Here is a 14,913-nt window from a genome sequence, read left to right on the forward strand (position 1 = left end):
AGGAAAATTCCCTGCTTATTTTTCGCTTCTTCCTTTCTTTTTTTCACTTTTTGCAAGTGAGCTGCTGAAGACTGGACATGTCCTGAAACCACAGATGTTTTACTCATTTTCATCACCTCATTTTTCTTTTAATGCTTTTTCAATAAATGAATTATCAACAACATCTCCAGTATCAATTTTCTTTTTAATAACGCCTAAAGATTGTTGAAAATCAGCTGTTCGCTGTTGTTCTGCAATAATTTCTTTAGAGGTTGGGCGATTATAGGCAGGATTATTTTTTAACACTTGTCTTACTACGTCTTTATCTAGATTTTTTTGCTTTGCTAAAATATCCACAGATTCTTCAAAATGTTCGTTTTGCCATTCAAGCGCTTTTTGATAAACTTGTAAAAACTTAACGACTAACTCTGGATGATCTTTTGCAAAGCCTTCTCTTACAATAGTAAAGCCCGGTGAAGCAACCTTTAATGAATCGCCGTCTGCTAAAATACGAGCTTCATTTTTTAAGTTTTGCAGTGAGATAAACGGTTCCCAGATTGACCATGCATCCACTGACCCATTTTCAAATGCTGGCTGAGCTTCGTCTGGCTGAAGCTGAATAATCTTTACATCACTTGGCTTCAACCCATTTTGGTCAAGAGCTCTGTACAATAAATTAAAACCGCTGCTTCCTTTCGCAACCGCGATCTTTTTACCTTTTAAATCTTTTACGCTTTTAATCTTGCTGTTTTTCCCTACTAAAATGGCATTTCCTTTCAACCCGTCGCTGGAATTAGCAATTTCTAAAAACGGAATGTCTGCGCCTTGACCAGAAATAACCGGTGAATTTCCAACTTGGCCGAAATCCAAATGTCCAGATGCTAAACCTTCAAATTGCGGAGGTCCGCTTTGAAACTCTGTCCATTTAACATTTACACCTATTTTTTTAAATTCTTTTTCAAACCATTTTTGGTTTTGTGCCAGCATTAAAGGGCCTAAGCTTTGTTGGATACCAATATTAATCGTAACGTCTTTTGAATCTGCTCCGCTCGCTTTTTCTTTCGTCCCGCACCCAGCCAATGCGAGGACAAGTACAATAGCTGCAGTTAAAAGTAGCTTTTTCATCTGTTCTGTCTCCTTCTCTGTCTTATTGAATCTTTAATGTTCTCCTGCTTCTTCAAATTCTTTCAGTACTTGCTGCCTTAGCTGCTGAAATGGTAACTCTGTCTTTTTTCGCGGATGACTAATTTCTACTGGAACGACCCGGCTAATTTCTCCTGGTCTGGCACTCATAATCACAATTTTAGTCCCCAAGCAAATGGATTCATCTAAATCATGCGTAACAAAAATCATGGTTGTTTTTTCTTTTTTCCATATGTCTAGCAGCACATCTTGCAAATGAGTGCGAGTGAAAGCATCTAATGCACCGAACGGTTCATCTAACAATAAAACCTCTGGATTTCTTAAAAGAGCACGCGCAATAGCAACTCGTTGAGACATCCCTCCAGATAGTTCTCGAGGATAAGCTTTTTCAAATCCTTTCAGCCTGACAATATCAATTAACTCATCTACGCGGTGCCGAACGTTCGAATCTTTCAGCGATAAGTCAGCCGCTATATTTTGCTCCACATTAAGCCATGGGAACAAGCGGTGTTCTTGAAAGATCATTCCCTGTTTAATGCTAGGTCCGGCTATGTGCTTCCCGTTGATTTCAATACGCCCTTCATAATCCATATCAAGTCCTGCAATCATTTTAAGCAGTGTACTTTTTCCGCATCCGCTCGGACCAATAACGGTAATAAATTCACCTTTATTAATCGTAAGATTTACATTTCGCAATGCTTGAGTTACTTGTTCTCCTTTTTGAAATGAGCGGTTAACCGATTGAATCATGACACTCACAGCAATTCCTCCTCCTTGAATTTTCAAATCAAAAGCTCGTTCATCTAAAAACACAAAAGCTCCTACCTGAAAAAGTAGGAGCTTTCGGTTGACCGATCAGCCCATTGCTATATTTAACTGATTTGTTATTGGATTATTTTGAATTTTATCATATTAATCCGATTTGTCAACTGTGTTTTATATATTTTATCCTTTTGATTCTTGAGGATTTGGCTTTTTCCATTTAAATACCGAGTTTAAAAATCCGTATATATGCTTAGACTCCTTCGTTAACAAAGGGCCAATAATAGCTAAAATCAATACATAAAGCGCGGCGAATGGCTGAAGAATTGCGGATAATCCTCCTTCAATTCCAATGTTAGCCATAATGATCGAAAACTCGCCTCGTGACATAATCGTTAAACCAATGTTAGTAGAAGCCTTGTGTGACAGCCCGCTTTTTCTTCCTGAGATCATACCGGCTGTAAAGTTACCAATAATCGTAAGCGCAACTGCGCCAAGCGCAAGCCAGCCTGCATCCCACAGCGTGAGAGGATCAATACTTAACCCGAAGCTGAAGAAAAAGATAGCTCCAAAGAAATCACGAAACGGTACGACAAGATGTTCAATACGATCGCGATGTTCCGTTTCAGAAAATACAAGGCCAAGCAATAACGCACCAATTGCTTCTGCCACGTGAATTGTTTCTGAGAAGCCTGCCACAAAAAACAATACCGCAAAAACGACGATTATAAAGATTTCGTTTGATGAAATATTTAAAAGTTTATTTAGTAGCGGCGTGGCTTTTCGAGCAATGATAAAGAACAGCATCATATAGCCAAACGCAATTAAAATAGATGTTAAAGATCCAGCAAGCGATCCGTGGTCTCCAAGCACCAACCCTGAAACGACAGAAAGATAAACGGCTAAGAAAATATCTTCAAACATGATGATCCCTAATATCAGTTCCGTTTCTGGATTCGCTGTCCGTTTTAAATCAACCAATACTTTTGCGACAATTGCGCTGGACGAAATCGTAATAATTCCAGCGATAATCAGCACTTCAAGAAGAGGATTTCCTGTCAGGTATCCATACAATAATCCTAAAGTGAAGTTAATTAAAATATAAATAGATCCTCCCATCGCGATGGACCTGCCTGATTTAATTAGCTTTCCAACTGAAAATTCTAATCCTAAATAAAAGAGTAAAAAGAGAACTCCAATTCTCCCCATGAATTCAATAATCTCTTGGCTTTCAATAAACTTCAAACTGAATGAGCCAAACTCGGGAGCATGGGGACCGACCGCCATGCCCAGCAGAATGAGGAATGGAATAATCGTAAATTTAAATTTATGTGCTAGTATAGCCGCTAAAGCCACTAGTAACAAAGCTGTCCCAACTTCAAATACTAAATGATCCAATTATGAACTACCTCCTTGTGAAAGCAATTCTTTAATGAGCGTTTTTAAATTTCCTCTTTCACCAGAGATGACAAGCGTATCTCCTTCTTCAATTAACGTATCTGGTCCTGGGGTGGATAATTTTTTTTGCGTGTTTTTAATGACGGCGATGATAGTGACATCATAGTTGCTGCGAACGTCAATTTCACCAATCGTTTTACTGTGAGCTTTCGCTTGTTTTTCAACTTTGTACCATTCAATCACTAAGTCATTGAATGCCACTTCAATGGTTTCCATTGCTTTTGGCTTGTAAATCATGCCGCCTAAAATTGCAGCTAGCTGTCTTGATTCCGTATCTGTTAACGTAATGTCAAAAATGCTTTCTTCTAAATCTTTTTGATCGAAGTGGTAGATTTCACGTCGTCCATCATCATGAATGATAACGACTACACGGTTTCCTCCGCTTGTCTCAATTTCAAATTTACGGCCGATTCCTGGTAACTCCGTTTCTTTAATCATCATTGAATGATCACTCCTATAAAGTTTTTAAAAAGAATTTTAAAATTTTGCCGCGTTATTTGCATAGAAAATCCGCATAGCAAATAAGCCTAAGAATAGTTGGTAATTTTAGGTTTGAAGAAAAGGCTGTGGAAATTTCAACCTTTTTTATTTAATTGAGGTAACTTGATTGAAAGATTTTTGGATAAAAAAGTGTTTTCTTGAGGATAAAATACGCAATTTGATGCGTCGGAATGATGAGTTTGGCACTCGTCCATACTAAAGCAAAAGTTACTATCACGCTTTGTATGAGGGATCCTATTTGTTTAACGCTGTGCTTAGCTCCTGGAGACATGTGCACAATATCCGTGTAATGCTGAACCGAACTTTTTGTGACCTTCACTTTTTCAAAGTCGTTATCAATAAATTTATCTGGCAAACTCGCAAAAGGCAAACAGAATATCATGCATAACAATAAGCTCATCCATACATTTTTCATCATCTCACCTCTCTTTCTTCTGAACTAGTATCTCCTTACTTAAAAGTATACGTACTCTGAAATTCAATTTCAAACAATAAGTTTTTTTTATAAAGATTTACCTTTTTTATAATATTTTCTTAACGTCATTCTTTTTAGATATGTATGCGACACTTAAAAAAATATACAAAAAGCTGGCTTTCTAAGAAGAAAGCCAGCTCATGTTATAGTTCAAGTTCTCCCATTCGAAGGAGTTCTACGACTGCTTGAGAACGCCCCTTGACTCCAAGCTTTTGCATCGCATTAGAAATATGATTTCGAACTGTTTTTTCGCTAATGAATAGTTCACTCGCGATTTCTTTTGTTGTTTTGTCCTGTACTAAAAGCTCGAATACTTCTCGTTCACGCTTTGTAAGTAGCGGTTTAGGTTGAAACTCTTTTTCTTTCAATGTAACCCTCCTTGCCTGATCCTGAGTTGAACTATCGGATGGGTGTAAATTTAGTCAACATATCTTATGTGCGGTATGCCTACGCGGTTACTAGTTTTAGAAAAAATATGCAAAAAACTCTTTTTTACCTTTAAAAAAGAAAAAAGCCTGAAGAAAGAGCCTTCAAGCCATTTTCATATATTTGATAAACACCTTTTCATCTCTTCATTCCAAGGCACGCTTTTTCCCGTTTCTTTAGAAATTTGCACCATTGTTCCTCTCCCGGTGAGTACAACCTCTCTTTGCTCATTTTGAATCATATAGTGTAAATCAACCGACGAACGTCCAATTCTATGAGCTTTTACAAAAACAGATAGCACGTTGCCAAAATACACTTGTTTGACATAATCGCACTGCAAATCAGCCACCACCGGTATCGTTCCCTCATGCTCACTCGTCCACTTTTGCATAAAGCCAATATGGTGAAAGAATTCCGTACGTATTTGTTCAAAATAAACAAAAGGAACCGTATTATTTAAATGCCCAAACATATCTGTTTCCGAAAATCTTACCTTGATCTCCTGCTTAAACGAAAATGACTCTTTCCAATGATCCATGTCTTCAATATACGAAATATTATTCATCTGTATTTCCTCCATTCGTCATAGACAAAATAAAACCTCTCCGCGTGGAGAGGTTTTGAGTGGTTATACTTGATCGCTACCAAAGAAACTTCTGAATGCTTGAATTGTTGTATCGCGGTTCAAAGCTGCGATTGAAGTAGTCAATGGAATTCCTTTTGGACATGATTGAACGCAGTTTTGAGAGTTCCCGCAGTTCGCTAGTCCTCCATCACCCATAATCGTCTCTAAACGTTCTCCTTTATTTAACGCACCGGTTGGATGGGCATTAAACAAGCGAACTTGAGAAAGCGGTGCTGGACCGATGAAGTTTGACTTGTCGTTTACGTTTGGACAAGCTTCTAAGCAAACGCCACATGTCATACACTTGGATAACTCATACGCCCACTGACGTTTCTTTTCAGGCATACGCGGTCCTGGACCTAAATCGTATGTGCCATCGATTGGAACCCAGGCTTTTACTTTTTTTAGTGAATCAAACATACGGCTGCGGTCTACTTGCAAGTCACGAACCACAGGAAATGTTTTCATTGGCTGTAAGCGAATTGGCTGTTCTAGTTTATCAACAAGAGCCGTACATGACTGACGAGGTTTACCGTTGATGACCATTGAACAGGCTCCGCATACTTCCTCTAAACAGTTCATTTCCCAGTTTATCGGAGCAACCTCTTTACCTGAAGCATCAACAGGGTTACGTCTGATTTCCATCAGTGCTGAAATAACGTTCATATTCGGACGATACGGAATTTCAAACTCCTGATTGTAAGGAGCAGATTCAGCTGAATCTTGACGTGTAATAATGAAGCGCACTGTCTTTTGGACTGTTTGTTGTTCACTCATTGATTAACGAACCCCCTCTTGTTGTTTTTTTGGTTTTTCATCTTTTTTCTTTGTGTAGTCGCGCTTACGCGGTTTGATTAACGATACGTCTACCTCTTCATAATGGAAAGAAGGAGCCGTTTTCTTATCCACAAAAGATGCCATTGTTGTTTTTAAGAATTCTTCATCGTTACGATCTGGGAAATCTGGCTTATAATGAGCACCGCGACTTTCGTTACGGTTGTAAGCTCCTAGCGTTACAACACGTGAAAGCTGAAGCATGTTTTGCAGCTGACGAGTAAATGTTGCCCCTTGATTACTCCATTTAGCCGTATCATTAATGTTAATACGATCATAGCGTTCAATTAATTCTTGAATCTTTTCATCTGTTTTTAACAGTTTGTCATTGTATCGTACGACTGTCACGTTGTCAGTCATCCATTCCCCTAGCTCTTTATGAAGAACGTATGCATTTTCTGTACCTTGAAGATTCATGATATTGTTCCATTTCTCTTCTTCTTCTTTCACATGACGATCATATACGCTTGAAGAAATAGCATCTGCGCTCTTTTCTAAACCATTGATGTATTCAACCGCTTTAGGACCGGCAACCATACCACCATAAATAGCTGATAATAATGAGTTTGCTCCTAAACGGTTCGCTCCGTGCTGTGAATAATCACACTCACCAGCTGCGAATAAGCCAGGAATATTTGTCATTTGATCGTAATCTACCCATAAACCGCCCATTGAATAGTGTACGGCTGGGAAAATTTTCATTGGTACCTTGCGCGGATCATCGCCCATGAATTTTTCATAGATTTCGATGATACCTCCAAGTTTAATGTCTAGCTCTTTTGGATCTTTATGTGAAAGGTCCAGATAAACCATGTTTTCTCCGTTAATTCCTAACTTCTGCGCTACGCAGACGTCAAAAATTTCACGAGTTGCAATATCACGAGGTACTAAGTTACCGTATGCAGGATATTTTTCCTCTAAGAAATACCAAGGTTTACCGTCTTTATATGTCCAAACGCGTCCGCCTTCTCCACGAGCAGATTCACTCATAAGACGAAGCTTATCATCTCCTGGGATAGCAGTTGGATGAATTTGAATAAACTCTCCGTTTGAATAGTATGCACCTTGCTGATACACAATAGATGCCGCTGAACCTGTATTAATAACTGAGTTCGTCGATTTTCCAAAAACAATTCCAGGTCCGCCTGTAGCCATAATAACCGCGTCAGCTGGGAACGTTTTAATTTCCATTGATTTTAAATTCTGTGCAGAAATTCCGCGACAGCTGCGCTCATCGTCAAGAACAGCACCTAAGAATTCCCATCCTTCGTACTTTGTCACAAGTCCGGCAACTTCATAGCGACGAACCTGCTCATCTAATGCGTACAATAATTGTTGACCCGTTGTTGCTCCAGCAAAAGCCGTACGGTGATGCTGCGTCCCGCCAAATCGTCTGAAGTCTAACAAACCCTCAGGAGTACGGTTAAACATAACACCCATGCGGTCAAGTAAGTGAATAATGCCAGGAGCTGCTTCACACATTGCTTTTACAGGTGGCTGGTTGGCTAAAAAGTCTCCGCCGTACACTGTGTCATCAAAGTGTTCCCATGGTGAATCCCCTTCACCTTTCGTATTTACGGCTCCGTTGATTCCACCTTGCGCGCAAACTGAGTGAGATCTTTTTACCGGAACTAGTGAAAATAAATCTACTTGCTTGCCAGACTCAGCAATTTTTATTGTTGCCATCAAGCCAGCTAAACCGCCACCGACTACGATGATTTTTCCGTTACTCATCGGAACCCCACTCCTTCAAAACCTTAATTTTATGCAAATGCGAATAATGTACGAACACCTACAAATGTAAGTGCTAAGAAGATTGCTAATGTCACATAAGTTGAAATTCTTTGAGAACGTGGTGTTACAGTTAACCCCCAGCTAACTCCAAATGACCATAGACCGTTTGCAAAGTGGAAGATCGTAGATACAACACCAACTATGTAGAATGCAAGCATTGCCGGGTTGCTTAAAATTCGTTCCATCATTTGAAAATCTACTTCTTTTCCAAGCGCAGCTTGTATTCTGGTTTCCCATACGTGCCATGTGATGAAGATAAGTGTGATTACACCTGAAACACGCTGAAGGATAAACATCCAGTTACGGAAAAACCCATAGTTGTTAACGTTTGTTTTAGCAGTGAATGCGATGTAAAGACCGTATATTGCGTGAAAAACGATTGGTAAGAAAATAATGAAAATTTCTAGAGCATAGCGGAAAGGTAAGCTCTCCATGAAGTGAGCTGCTTGATTAAATGATTCTTCTCCCTTTGTCGCGAAATGATTCACAACTAAATGCTGTGTTAAGAAAATCCCGATTGGTATTACCCCAAGTAATGAATGGATTCTCCGATATTGAAACTCTCTGTTTGCCGCCATCTGCGTAGACCCCCCTTAGTTAAATGAACATAGTTTGTGAAGAACTTTCTTACTCCCACTAGACAAATAGATTAATCGTGAATATAGGAAATGAAAACCTTTGCATTTCCTAATAAAGTATGTGACAGGTTAATTTTACTCCCATCGATTAAGAGCGTCAAGGCAAGATATTTAAATCTTCTATAAAATATAAATTTATAAAATTTTATATTTGTTAACGCTTACTATATTGATGTTACAGATTTTTTCTTTCTATTATAATATTGCTTGCCACAACTAAGTAAGCGTTTACTTTATACTTTTATTGTAAACAAGTTCACAAAACATTTACACAGGTAAAAGTACCCTTTTAAAAGGTATATTATGGATTTTTTATCTTTACATCTAACTCTTTTTACCATAATAAAGATCCTCTTACATTTTATTAAAAAAATGCGTGAGAGGTTTTTTAGATTTGTATATAATAGTAGTAAAGAAAGAGGGGAAAGCATGAGCAATTTACAAACAGAATCACAGCAAGAACTTGAAGAGACGATGGAAACATCAGAACCTAATGTCACAGCTGAAACAGAGAGAACTCTTGATCACGTTTCATATTTCGGATACAGCCTTTTGCGTGACGTGTTAATTCCAGAGCTTCTTGGAGACGAAACGAATACCATTTCATACTGGGCAGGAAAACACCTTGCGCGGAAATACCCATTAAATACAATGGATGAAATCGTCGCTTTTTTTAAAGCAGCTTCCTGGGGAACACTGACGCTTGCAAAAAAAGATAAATATTCACTAGAGCTTGAGTTATCAGGTGATGTGGTCAGCAAAAGATTTCAGCAGGAAACTTGTTCGTTTCATCTTGAGTCAGGATTTGTGGCTGAACAGATTCAGCGGCAAAACAACTGCCTAACAGAAGCCTACTTAACACATAAAGAAAAGAACGGAAAAGTGCTGATTTCCGTGCAGTGGGACCGAAAAGATATTTTACCTACCGAAACACGCGCGGAGCGTTATAAAAAGTAAAAAATACGTATATATAAAAGACGTGGAGATACCACGTCTTTTTTCTCTTCTTTATACTTGCACTGCCTGCTGTTCTTCTAGTTCGAATGCTACGTGAAGCGTCTCAACTGCTTTTACCATATCAGCATGCGGTACAACTGTAGATACTTTAATTTCAGACGTGCTGACCATCTTCACTTCAATTTTCTCTCCTGCCAGCACTTCAAACATTTCAGCTGCAACACCTGGGTTTGAAATCATACCAGATCCGACAATCGACACTTTAGCCAGACCGCTTTCATGTTCGATACGCGTATATCCTAAAGTAGATTTATATTCTTTTAAGACAGCAAGAGCAGCTTCTACGTCTACGGTTTTAATAGAAAATGAGATGGATAGACGATTATTAGCCGTTACGTTTTGAATAATAATGTCCACATTTAACTGTTCTTTTGCTAATGCTGTAAAAATAGTAGAAAGAGTTTGCAACTCGTTGTTTAACCCTTCAATTGTCACGCGTGAAATATTATCTTCAAACGCAATTCCTCTTACGACTAAGTTTTGTTCCATTGAAACTTCCTCCTCAACAATCGTTCCATTCTCGTTTTCTAAGCTTGAACGCACTTCTAGCGGTACCTGATAATTTTTTGCAAACTCAACAGCGCGCGGATGCAGCACCCCTGCTCCCAAATTAGCTAATTCTAACATTTCGTCATATGAAATAGAGTGAAGCTTACGGGCATCTTCTACATAGCGCGGATCTGTCGTAAACACTCCTGTTACATCTGTATAAATATCACATTTTGCAGCTTTTAGCGCCGCGGCAAGAGCTACTGCCGTCGTGTCAGAGCCGCCTCGACCTAATGTTGTAATGCTTCCATCTTCTGAACAGCCTTGGAATCCAGCTACTACTACAATTCGTCCGCTATCTAACTGACGTTGAATACGAGTTGTATCAATGTGCTGGATTCGTGCATTGCTATGAACTGCTTCCGTCTGGATGCCAGCTTGCCAACCTGTTAGCGAAGTTGCTTCATACCCTTTGCATTGAAGGGCCATTGTTAACAGGGAAATCGTCACTTGTTCTCCAGTTGTAAGAAGCATATCCATTTCACGTTTGCTTGGACTGTCCGTAATATCACTTGCTAATTTCACCAGTGCATCTGTGGTTTTGCCCATTGCCGATACAACAACGACTACTTGGTTACCGCGCTCTGCTTCTTGGATAACTCGGTTTGCTACATGTTGAATACGTTCAACAGAACCAACAGATGTTCCACCAAATTTTTGAACGATTAATGCCATAATTTTGTTCATTCCTTTTCAATAAATTTGCATATGCAGGATGATGAGAAGCTAAATTTTTTTACTCAGACAATAAAAAAAGCAATGAGATGAGCTCTCATTGCTTAACGAACGAAAATTATAAAACATAACCGTCCACTGCCGTGAGATAGCTCTCCAAGAATCTACATCTTGACAATCCTACGTTTATTCAACGCAGAACCAGCAATCATTACTATGAGGTAATGTTCACTTCGGCAAATTTCCCTTTCCGCATCATTCATAAGGGCTCATACCCTTCCTGATACGTACTGATTAAATTTGCACCTCTATCTTCACTTCATTTGATGAAGTGTCGTATGAAATTAGTTAATAGCTTATCAAACATTTTCTATTATTTCAAGACTATTTTTGCAATGTTTCATAAATTTTTTCAGCAATGTTTTGAGGAACACCTGAATTTCGAATATCTTCAACCGTTGCTTCTTTCAATTTTTTCACCGAACCAAAATACTTTAACAAAGCTTTTTTACGCTTTTCTCCCACTCCCGGAATGTCGTCCAGAACAGACTGAAAAGCGGACTTAGAGCGCACTTGACGGTGGAAGGTAATCGCAAAGCGGTGAACTTCATCTTGAATTCGCTGAAGCAAATAAAATTCTTGACTATTGCGTTCAAGCGGTATGATTTGAGGAGGCTCGCCAATCATCAGATTCGAAGTTCTGTGCTTATCATCTTTGACAAGACCTGCTGTAGGCACTAAAAGTCCCAATTCATTTTCGAGAACATCCTGCACCGCAGCCAAATGCCCTTTACCTCCATCTACAACAATTAAATCTGGAAGCGGAAGACCTTCTTTTAATGCTCTGGAATACCTTCTGCGAACCACTTCTCTCATGGAACTGTAATCATCTGGTCCCTGCACGGTCTTAATTTTATATTTACGATATTCTTTCTTTTCCGGCTTCCCATCAACAAAAACAATCATCGCAGAAACTGGGTCTGTTCCTTGAATATTTGAATTATCAAATGCTTCAATCCGATAAGGAGCGGCAATTCCAAGCTCTTCTCCTAACCGTTCAACTGCGCCAACCGTGCGTTCTTCATCTCGTTCAATTAAATAGAATTTTTCACCGAGCGCAATTTTTGCATTTTTACACGCAAGTTCTACTAATTCTTTCTTTTTGCCTCGCTTTGGATGCTGAACCTCTACTTCTACTAATTTCTCAGCCAACTCTGCATCAATCGTTGCTGGAACCATCACTTCTTTTGGCTTAATATTTTTGGCATAAAACTGACCGATAAAAGTTAAGAAATCTTCTTCTGGCTCTTTATAAAAAGGAAACATAGAAACTTCTCGCTCAATTAATTTCCCTTGGCGAATAAAGAAAACTTGAACACACATCCAGCCTTTATTATAAGAATAGCCAAACACATCTCGATTAACAAAATCATTAAACGTTACTTTTTGCTTTTCCATTGTCGCTTCGATATGAGCAATTTGATCTCGATATTCTTTAGCCCGTTCAAAGTCAAGTTCTTCTGAAGCTTTTAACATTTTTTCAGTTAACTCTGTTTTGACATGCTCATATCCACCATTTAAAAACCGCGTGATATTTTCAATAATTTGTTTGTTTTGCTCTTCTTTTACTTCTTTTACGCAAGGAGCTAGGCATTGCCCGATATGGTAATACAAACAAGGTCTGTCTGGCATGGTAGAGCACTTTCTTAATGGATAAATGCGATCAAGAAGCCGCTTTGTTTCATTTGCAGCTTGAACGTTAGGATAAGGACCGAAGTATTTCCCTTTATCTTTTTTTATTTTTCTTGTAATAACAAGTCGGGGCTGTTTTTCAGCTGTAATCTTAATAAAGGGATAACCTTTATCATCTTTAAGCATGATATTGTATTTTGGATCATGCTTTTTAATTAAATTCATTTCTAAAATAAGCGCTTCTAAATTAGAAGATGTGACGATATATTCAAAATCGACAATGTCGTTTACAAGTCGAAGCGTCTTTCCGTCATGAGATCCGGTAAAGTAGGAGCGCACTCGATTTTTTAATACTTTTGCTTTTCCTACGTAAATGACCGTTCCATATTTATCTTTCATCAAGTAGCAGCCGGGCTGATCCGGTAAAATAGCCAGCTTTTCTTTTAAATAATCGTTCATATTTTTCTCCTTCCTCTTCTCTTACTCTGTCCATCTATACATTCGCTTATGAAGCGTAACCTACATTCTTTCCTGCCTTACAATACATGCACATAAGCCGGATTTATGGCGATGTTCCTTACATCTAGTATAAAACAAACGAACGCATATTCGCTAAATAAAAGTATTCCCAAAAGAGAAAAAGTGGAGAAAAAGAAAAAACCTAGCCTGAGCTAGGTTTTGACTTACGCGTGTTTATTAATTAATTCTGTTAATGCTTCTTTTGGTTGGAAACCAACTACTTGGTCAACTTTCTCTCCATCTTTAAATAATACTAAAGTTGGGATACTCATAACACCAAATTTTCCAGCCGTTTCTTGATTTTCATCAACGTCTACTTTCACGATTTTAACTTTATCGTTAAGTTCGCCATCGATTTCTTCAAGAACTGGAGCAATCATTTTACAAGGGCCACACCATGGTGCCCAAAAGTCAACAAGCACTAGGCCTGATTTAATTTCATCTGTAAAGTTTTTATCTGTAGCATGTGCAATAGCCATTTTAATTCCTCCTAAATATATGCAATATCCAAATTCTACTCACAGTATATCACCTTCAAATAAGGTTTGCTAACTTTTTGCTTACATTTATACTGTTTATTCTCCGCTCTAGTTTGTACAATTCACATAAAAACATACGTAGAAAATTTCGTTTTCCATGAGGTTGAGACATAAGGAAATGAATCCCATCTAAAGACGAACAAATAGTATACAAGAGCTGAACTGCTAGAAAGACCCACACACATGAAAGCTACGCTTACCCTAACAAAAAAACGAACCACTAATCAAACATCTTGATCAATGGTTCGTTTTTCACTTCGTCTAAAATACTTTTGTCCCAGCCTCTTACGCAGACTGTACTTTCAGCTTTTTAAATTCTTCCGTTAGCAGAGGCACCACTTCAAATAAATCTCCAACGATTCCGTAATCAGCTACTTTAAAAATATTCGCCTCAGGATCTTTGTTAATGGCAACAATAATTTTTGAATTTGACATGCCGGCCAAATGCTGAATGGCTCCTGAGATTCCGCAGGCAATGTATAAATCTGGTGTGACTACTTTGCCCGTCTGACCGATCTGAAGAGAATAGTCGCAGTAATCTGCATCGCACGCTCCGCGAGATGCCCCAACAGCTCCATTTAACACGTCCGCTAGCTCTTGGAGAGGTCCAAAACCTTCCGTGCTTTTTACACCTCGACCACCTGCAATCACGACTTTTGCTTCGGATAAATCAACTCCTTGCGTTGCTTTCCGTACAACTTCTTTTACAACTGTACGCAGGTTTTTGATTTCAACATTTAAATCCTCTACATCGCCTGTACGTCCCTCGTCTTTTGCAAGCGGTGAAATATTATTTGGACGAATCGTGACAAACGTAAAAGCATCGGTCATGATTTTCTTTTCAAATGCTTTACCAGAATAAATTGGGCGGGTGAAGACTACTTGATCCCCTCCAACTTCTACATCCGTCACATCGGAGATAAGTCCTTTGTCTAAGCGAGCTGCCAGTTTTGGCGCTAGGTCTTTGCCAAGAGCCGTATGGCCAAATACGATAGCTTCAGGCTGTTCACTTTCAATGATGGCTAATAACGCCTGAGCATAACCATCCGATGTGTAAGCAGCTAAATCTTCATGCTCCGTCACAACAACTTTATTCGCTCCGTACGCAATAAGCTCTTCACTTAAAGCTTTTACGTCCTTTCCTACTAACGCTGCAACAATTTCCCCACCATCAGCTACAGTAGACGCTGCGGAAATCGCTTCAAACGATACGTTTCGTAATCCCCCATCACGTGCTTCTCCTAGAACTAACACTTTGCGTCCCATTGCAATACCCCCATTGTTTTG

At 38.9% G+C, this 14,913-nt stretch carries 15 protein-coding genes and 1 riboswitch; of the genes, 1 reads left to right on the forward strand and 14 read right to left on the reverse strand.

Annotated features, from left to right (window positions below; translation table 11 throughout):
* Positions 1–117: 117 nt before the first annotated feature.
* From JNUCC25_RS23665 to JNUCC25_RS23710, 10 genes are all read right to left on the reverse strand, one after another.
* Positions 118–1,104, reverse strand: a complete 987-nt coding sequence (locus tag JNUCC25_RS23665; protein ID WP_013059391.1) for an aliphatic sulfonate ABC transporter substrate-binding protein — start codon at positions 1,102–1,104, stop codon at positions 118–120.
* Positions 1,105–1,137: 33 nt separating this feature from the next.
* On the reverse strand, positions 1,138–1,881 hold the full coding sequence (locus JNUCC25_RS23670) for an ABC transporter ATP-binding protein (RefSeq protein WP_013059392.1): 744 nt from the start codon (positions 1,879–1,881) through the stop codon (positions 1,138–1,140).
* Between the two features lie 186 nt (positions 1,882–2,067).
* Entirely contained in the window at positions 2,068–3,282 is a 1,215-nt protein-coding gene (locus JNUCC25_RS23675; RefSeq protein ID WP_025601840.1) for a cation:proton antiporter, read from the reverse strand.
* Complete coding sequence (locus JNUCC25_RS23680) at positions 3,283–3,783, reverse strand: cation:proton antiporter regulatory subunit (RefSeq protein WP_013085158.1); 501 nt, start codon at positions 3,781–3,783, stop codon at positions 3,283–3,285.
* Between the two features lie 148 nt (positions 3,784–3,931).
* Positions 3,932–4,258 carry a hypothetical protein gene (locus JNUCC25_RS23685; protein WP_013059395.1) on the reverse strand — a complete coding sequence of 109 codons (327 nt, stop codon included), beginning with the start codon at positions 4,256–4,258 and terminating at the stop codon, positions 3,932–3,934.
* Positions 4,259–4,461: 203 nt separating this feature from the next.
* A complete protein-coding gene (gene gerE, locus JNUCC25_RS23690) occupies positions 4,462–4,686 on the reverse strand; it encodes a spore germination transcription factor GerE (RefSeq protein ID WP_013059396.1) in 225 nt (74 codons plus the stop codon).
* Between the two features lie 173 nt (positions 4,687–4,859).
* Complete coding sequence (locus JNUCC25_RS23695; protein ID WP_029320056.1) at positions 4,860–5,309, reverse strand: acyl-CoA thioesterase; 450 nt, start codon at positions 5,307–5,309, stop codon at positions 4,860–4,862.
* A gap of 63 nt (positions 5,310–5,372) precedes the next feature.
* A complete protein-coding gene (sdhB, locus tag JNUCC25_RS23700) occupies positions 5,373–6,146 on the reverse strand; it encodes a succinate dehydrogenase iron-sulfur subunit (RefSeq protein ID WP_013059398.1) in 774 nt (257 codons plus the stop codon).
* Between the two features lie 3 nt (positions 6,147–6,149).
* On the reverse strand, positions 6,150–7,937 hold the full coding sequence (sdhA, locus tag JNUCC25_RS23705) for a succinate dehydrogenase flavoprotein subunit (protein ID WP_454222531.1): 1,788 nt from the start codon (positions 7,935–7,937) through the stop codon (positions 6,150–6,152).
* Between the two features lie 29 nt (positions 7,938–7,966).
* Positions 7,967–8,575: a succinate dehydrogenase cytochrome b558 subunit gene (locus tag JNUCC25_RS23710; protein ID WP_013059400.1), complete on the reverse strand. Its 609-nt coding sequence runs from the start codon at positions 8,573–8,575 to the stop codon at positions 7,967–7,969.
* 489 nt (positions 8,576–9,064) lie between these two features.
* Here JNUCC25_RS23710 and JNUCC25_RS23715 point away from each other — a divergent pair, with 489 nt between their 5' ends.
* Entirely contained in the window at positions 9,065–9,592 is a 528-nt protein-coding gene (locus JNUCC25_RS23715; RefSeq protein WP_013059401.1) for a YslB family protein, read from the forward strand.
* Between the two features lie 51 nt (positions 9,593–9,643).
* Here the strand turns inward: JNUCC25_RS23715 and JNUCC25_RS23720 are convergent, their stop codons facing one another.
* From JNUCC25_RS23720 to JNUCC25_RS23735, 4 genes are all read right to left on the reverse strand, one after another.
* Entirely contained in the window at positions 9,644–10,876 is a 1,233-nt protein-coding gene (locus JNUCC25_RS23720) for an aspartate kinase (protein WP_013059402.1), read from the reverse strand.
* 141 nt (positions 10,877–11,017) lie between these two features.
* Positions 11,018–11,195, reverse strand: a riboswitch (Lysine riboswitch).
* A gap of 65 nt (positions 11,196–11,260) precedes the next feature.
* Positions 11,261–13,027, reverse strand: coding sequence for an excinuclease ABC subunit UvrC (uvrC, locus tag JNUCC25_RS23725; RefSeq protein ID WP_454222533.1), 1,767 nt, complete (start codon positions 13,025–13,027; stop codon positions 11,261–11,263).
* Between the two features lie 224 nt (positions 13,028–13,251).
* Positions 13,252–13,566, reverse strand: coding sequence for a thioredoxin (gene trxA / locus JNUCC25_RS23730; protein WP_013059404.1), 315 nt, complete (start codon positions 13,564–13,566; stop codon positions 13,252–13,254).
* A 345-nt stretch (positions 13,567–13,911) separates the two neighbouring features.
* Positions 13,912–14,892, reverse strand: coding sequence for an electron transfer flavoprotein subunit alpha/FixB family protein (locus JNUCC25_RS23735; protein WP_013085165.1), 981 nt, complete (start codon positions 14,890–14,892; stop codon positions 13,912–13,914).
* Between the last annotated feature and the right edge of the window lie 21 nt (positions 14,893–14,913).

It is taken from the genome of Priestia sp. JNUCC 25 (genome assembly GCF_053667915.1).

Bases quoted from the DNA above. Each gene is read 5' to 3' on its own strand.
- sdhB (WP_013059398.1), bottom strand. From the start codon at position 6,146: ATGAGTGAACAACAAACAGTCCAAAAGACAGTGCGCTTCATTATTACA.
- JNUCC25_RS23715 (WP_013059401.1), top strand. From the start codon at position 9,065: ATGAGCAATTTACAAACAGAATCACAGCAAGAACTTGAAGAGACGATG.
- sdhA (WP_454222531.1), bottom strand. From the start codon at position 7,937: ATGAGTAACGGAAAAATCATCGTAGTCGGTGGCGGTTTAGCTGGCTTG.
- JNUCC25_RS23695 (WP_029320056.1), bottom strand. From the start codon at position 5,309: ATGAATAATATTTCGTATATTGAAGACATGGATCATTGGAAAGAGTCA.
- JNUCC25_RS23720 (WP_013059402.1), bottom strand. From the start codon at position 10,876: ATGGCATTAATCGTTCAAAAATTTGGTGGAACATCTGTTGGTTCTGTT.
- JNUCC25_RS23710 (WP_013059400.1), bottom strand. From the start codon at position 8,575: ATGGCGGCAAACAGAGAGTTTCAATATCGGAGAATCCATTCATTACTT.
- JNUCC25_RS23735 (WP_013085165.1), bottom strand. From the start codon at position 14,892: ATGGGACGCAAAGTGTTAGTTCTAGGAGAAGCACGTGATGGGGGATTA.
- JNUCC25_RS23665 (WP_013059391.1), bottom strand. From the start codon at position 1,104: ATGAAAAAGCTACTTTTAACTGCAGCTATTGTACTTGTCCTCGCATTG.
- JNUCC25_RS23685 (WP_013059395.1), bottom strand. From the start codon at position 4,258: ATGAAAAATGTATGGATGAGCTTATTGTTATGCATGATATTCTGTTTG.
- JNUCC25_RS23680 (WP_013085158.1), bottom strand. From the start codon at position 3,783: ATGATGATTAAAGAAACGGAGTTACCAGGAATCGGCCGTAAATTTGAA.
- uvrC (WP_454222533.1), bottom strand. From the start codon at position 13,027: ATGAACGATTATTTAAAAGAAAAGCTGGCTATTTTACCGGATCAGCCC.
- trxA (WP_013059404.1), bottom strand. From the start codon at position 13,566: ATGGCTATTGCACATGCTACAGATAAAAACTTTACAGATGAAATTAAA.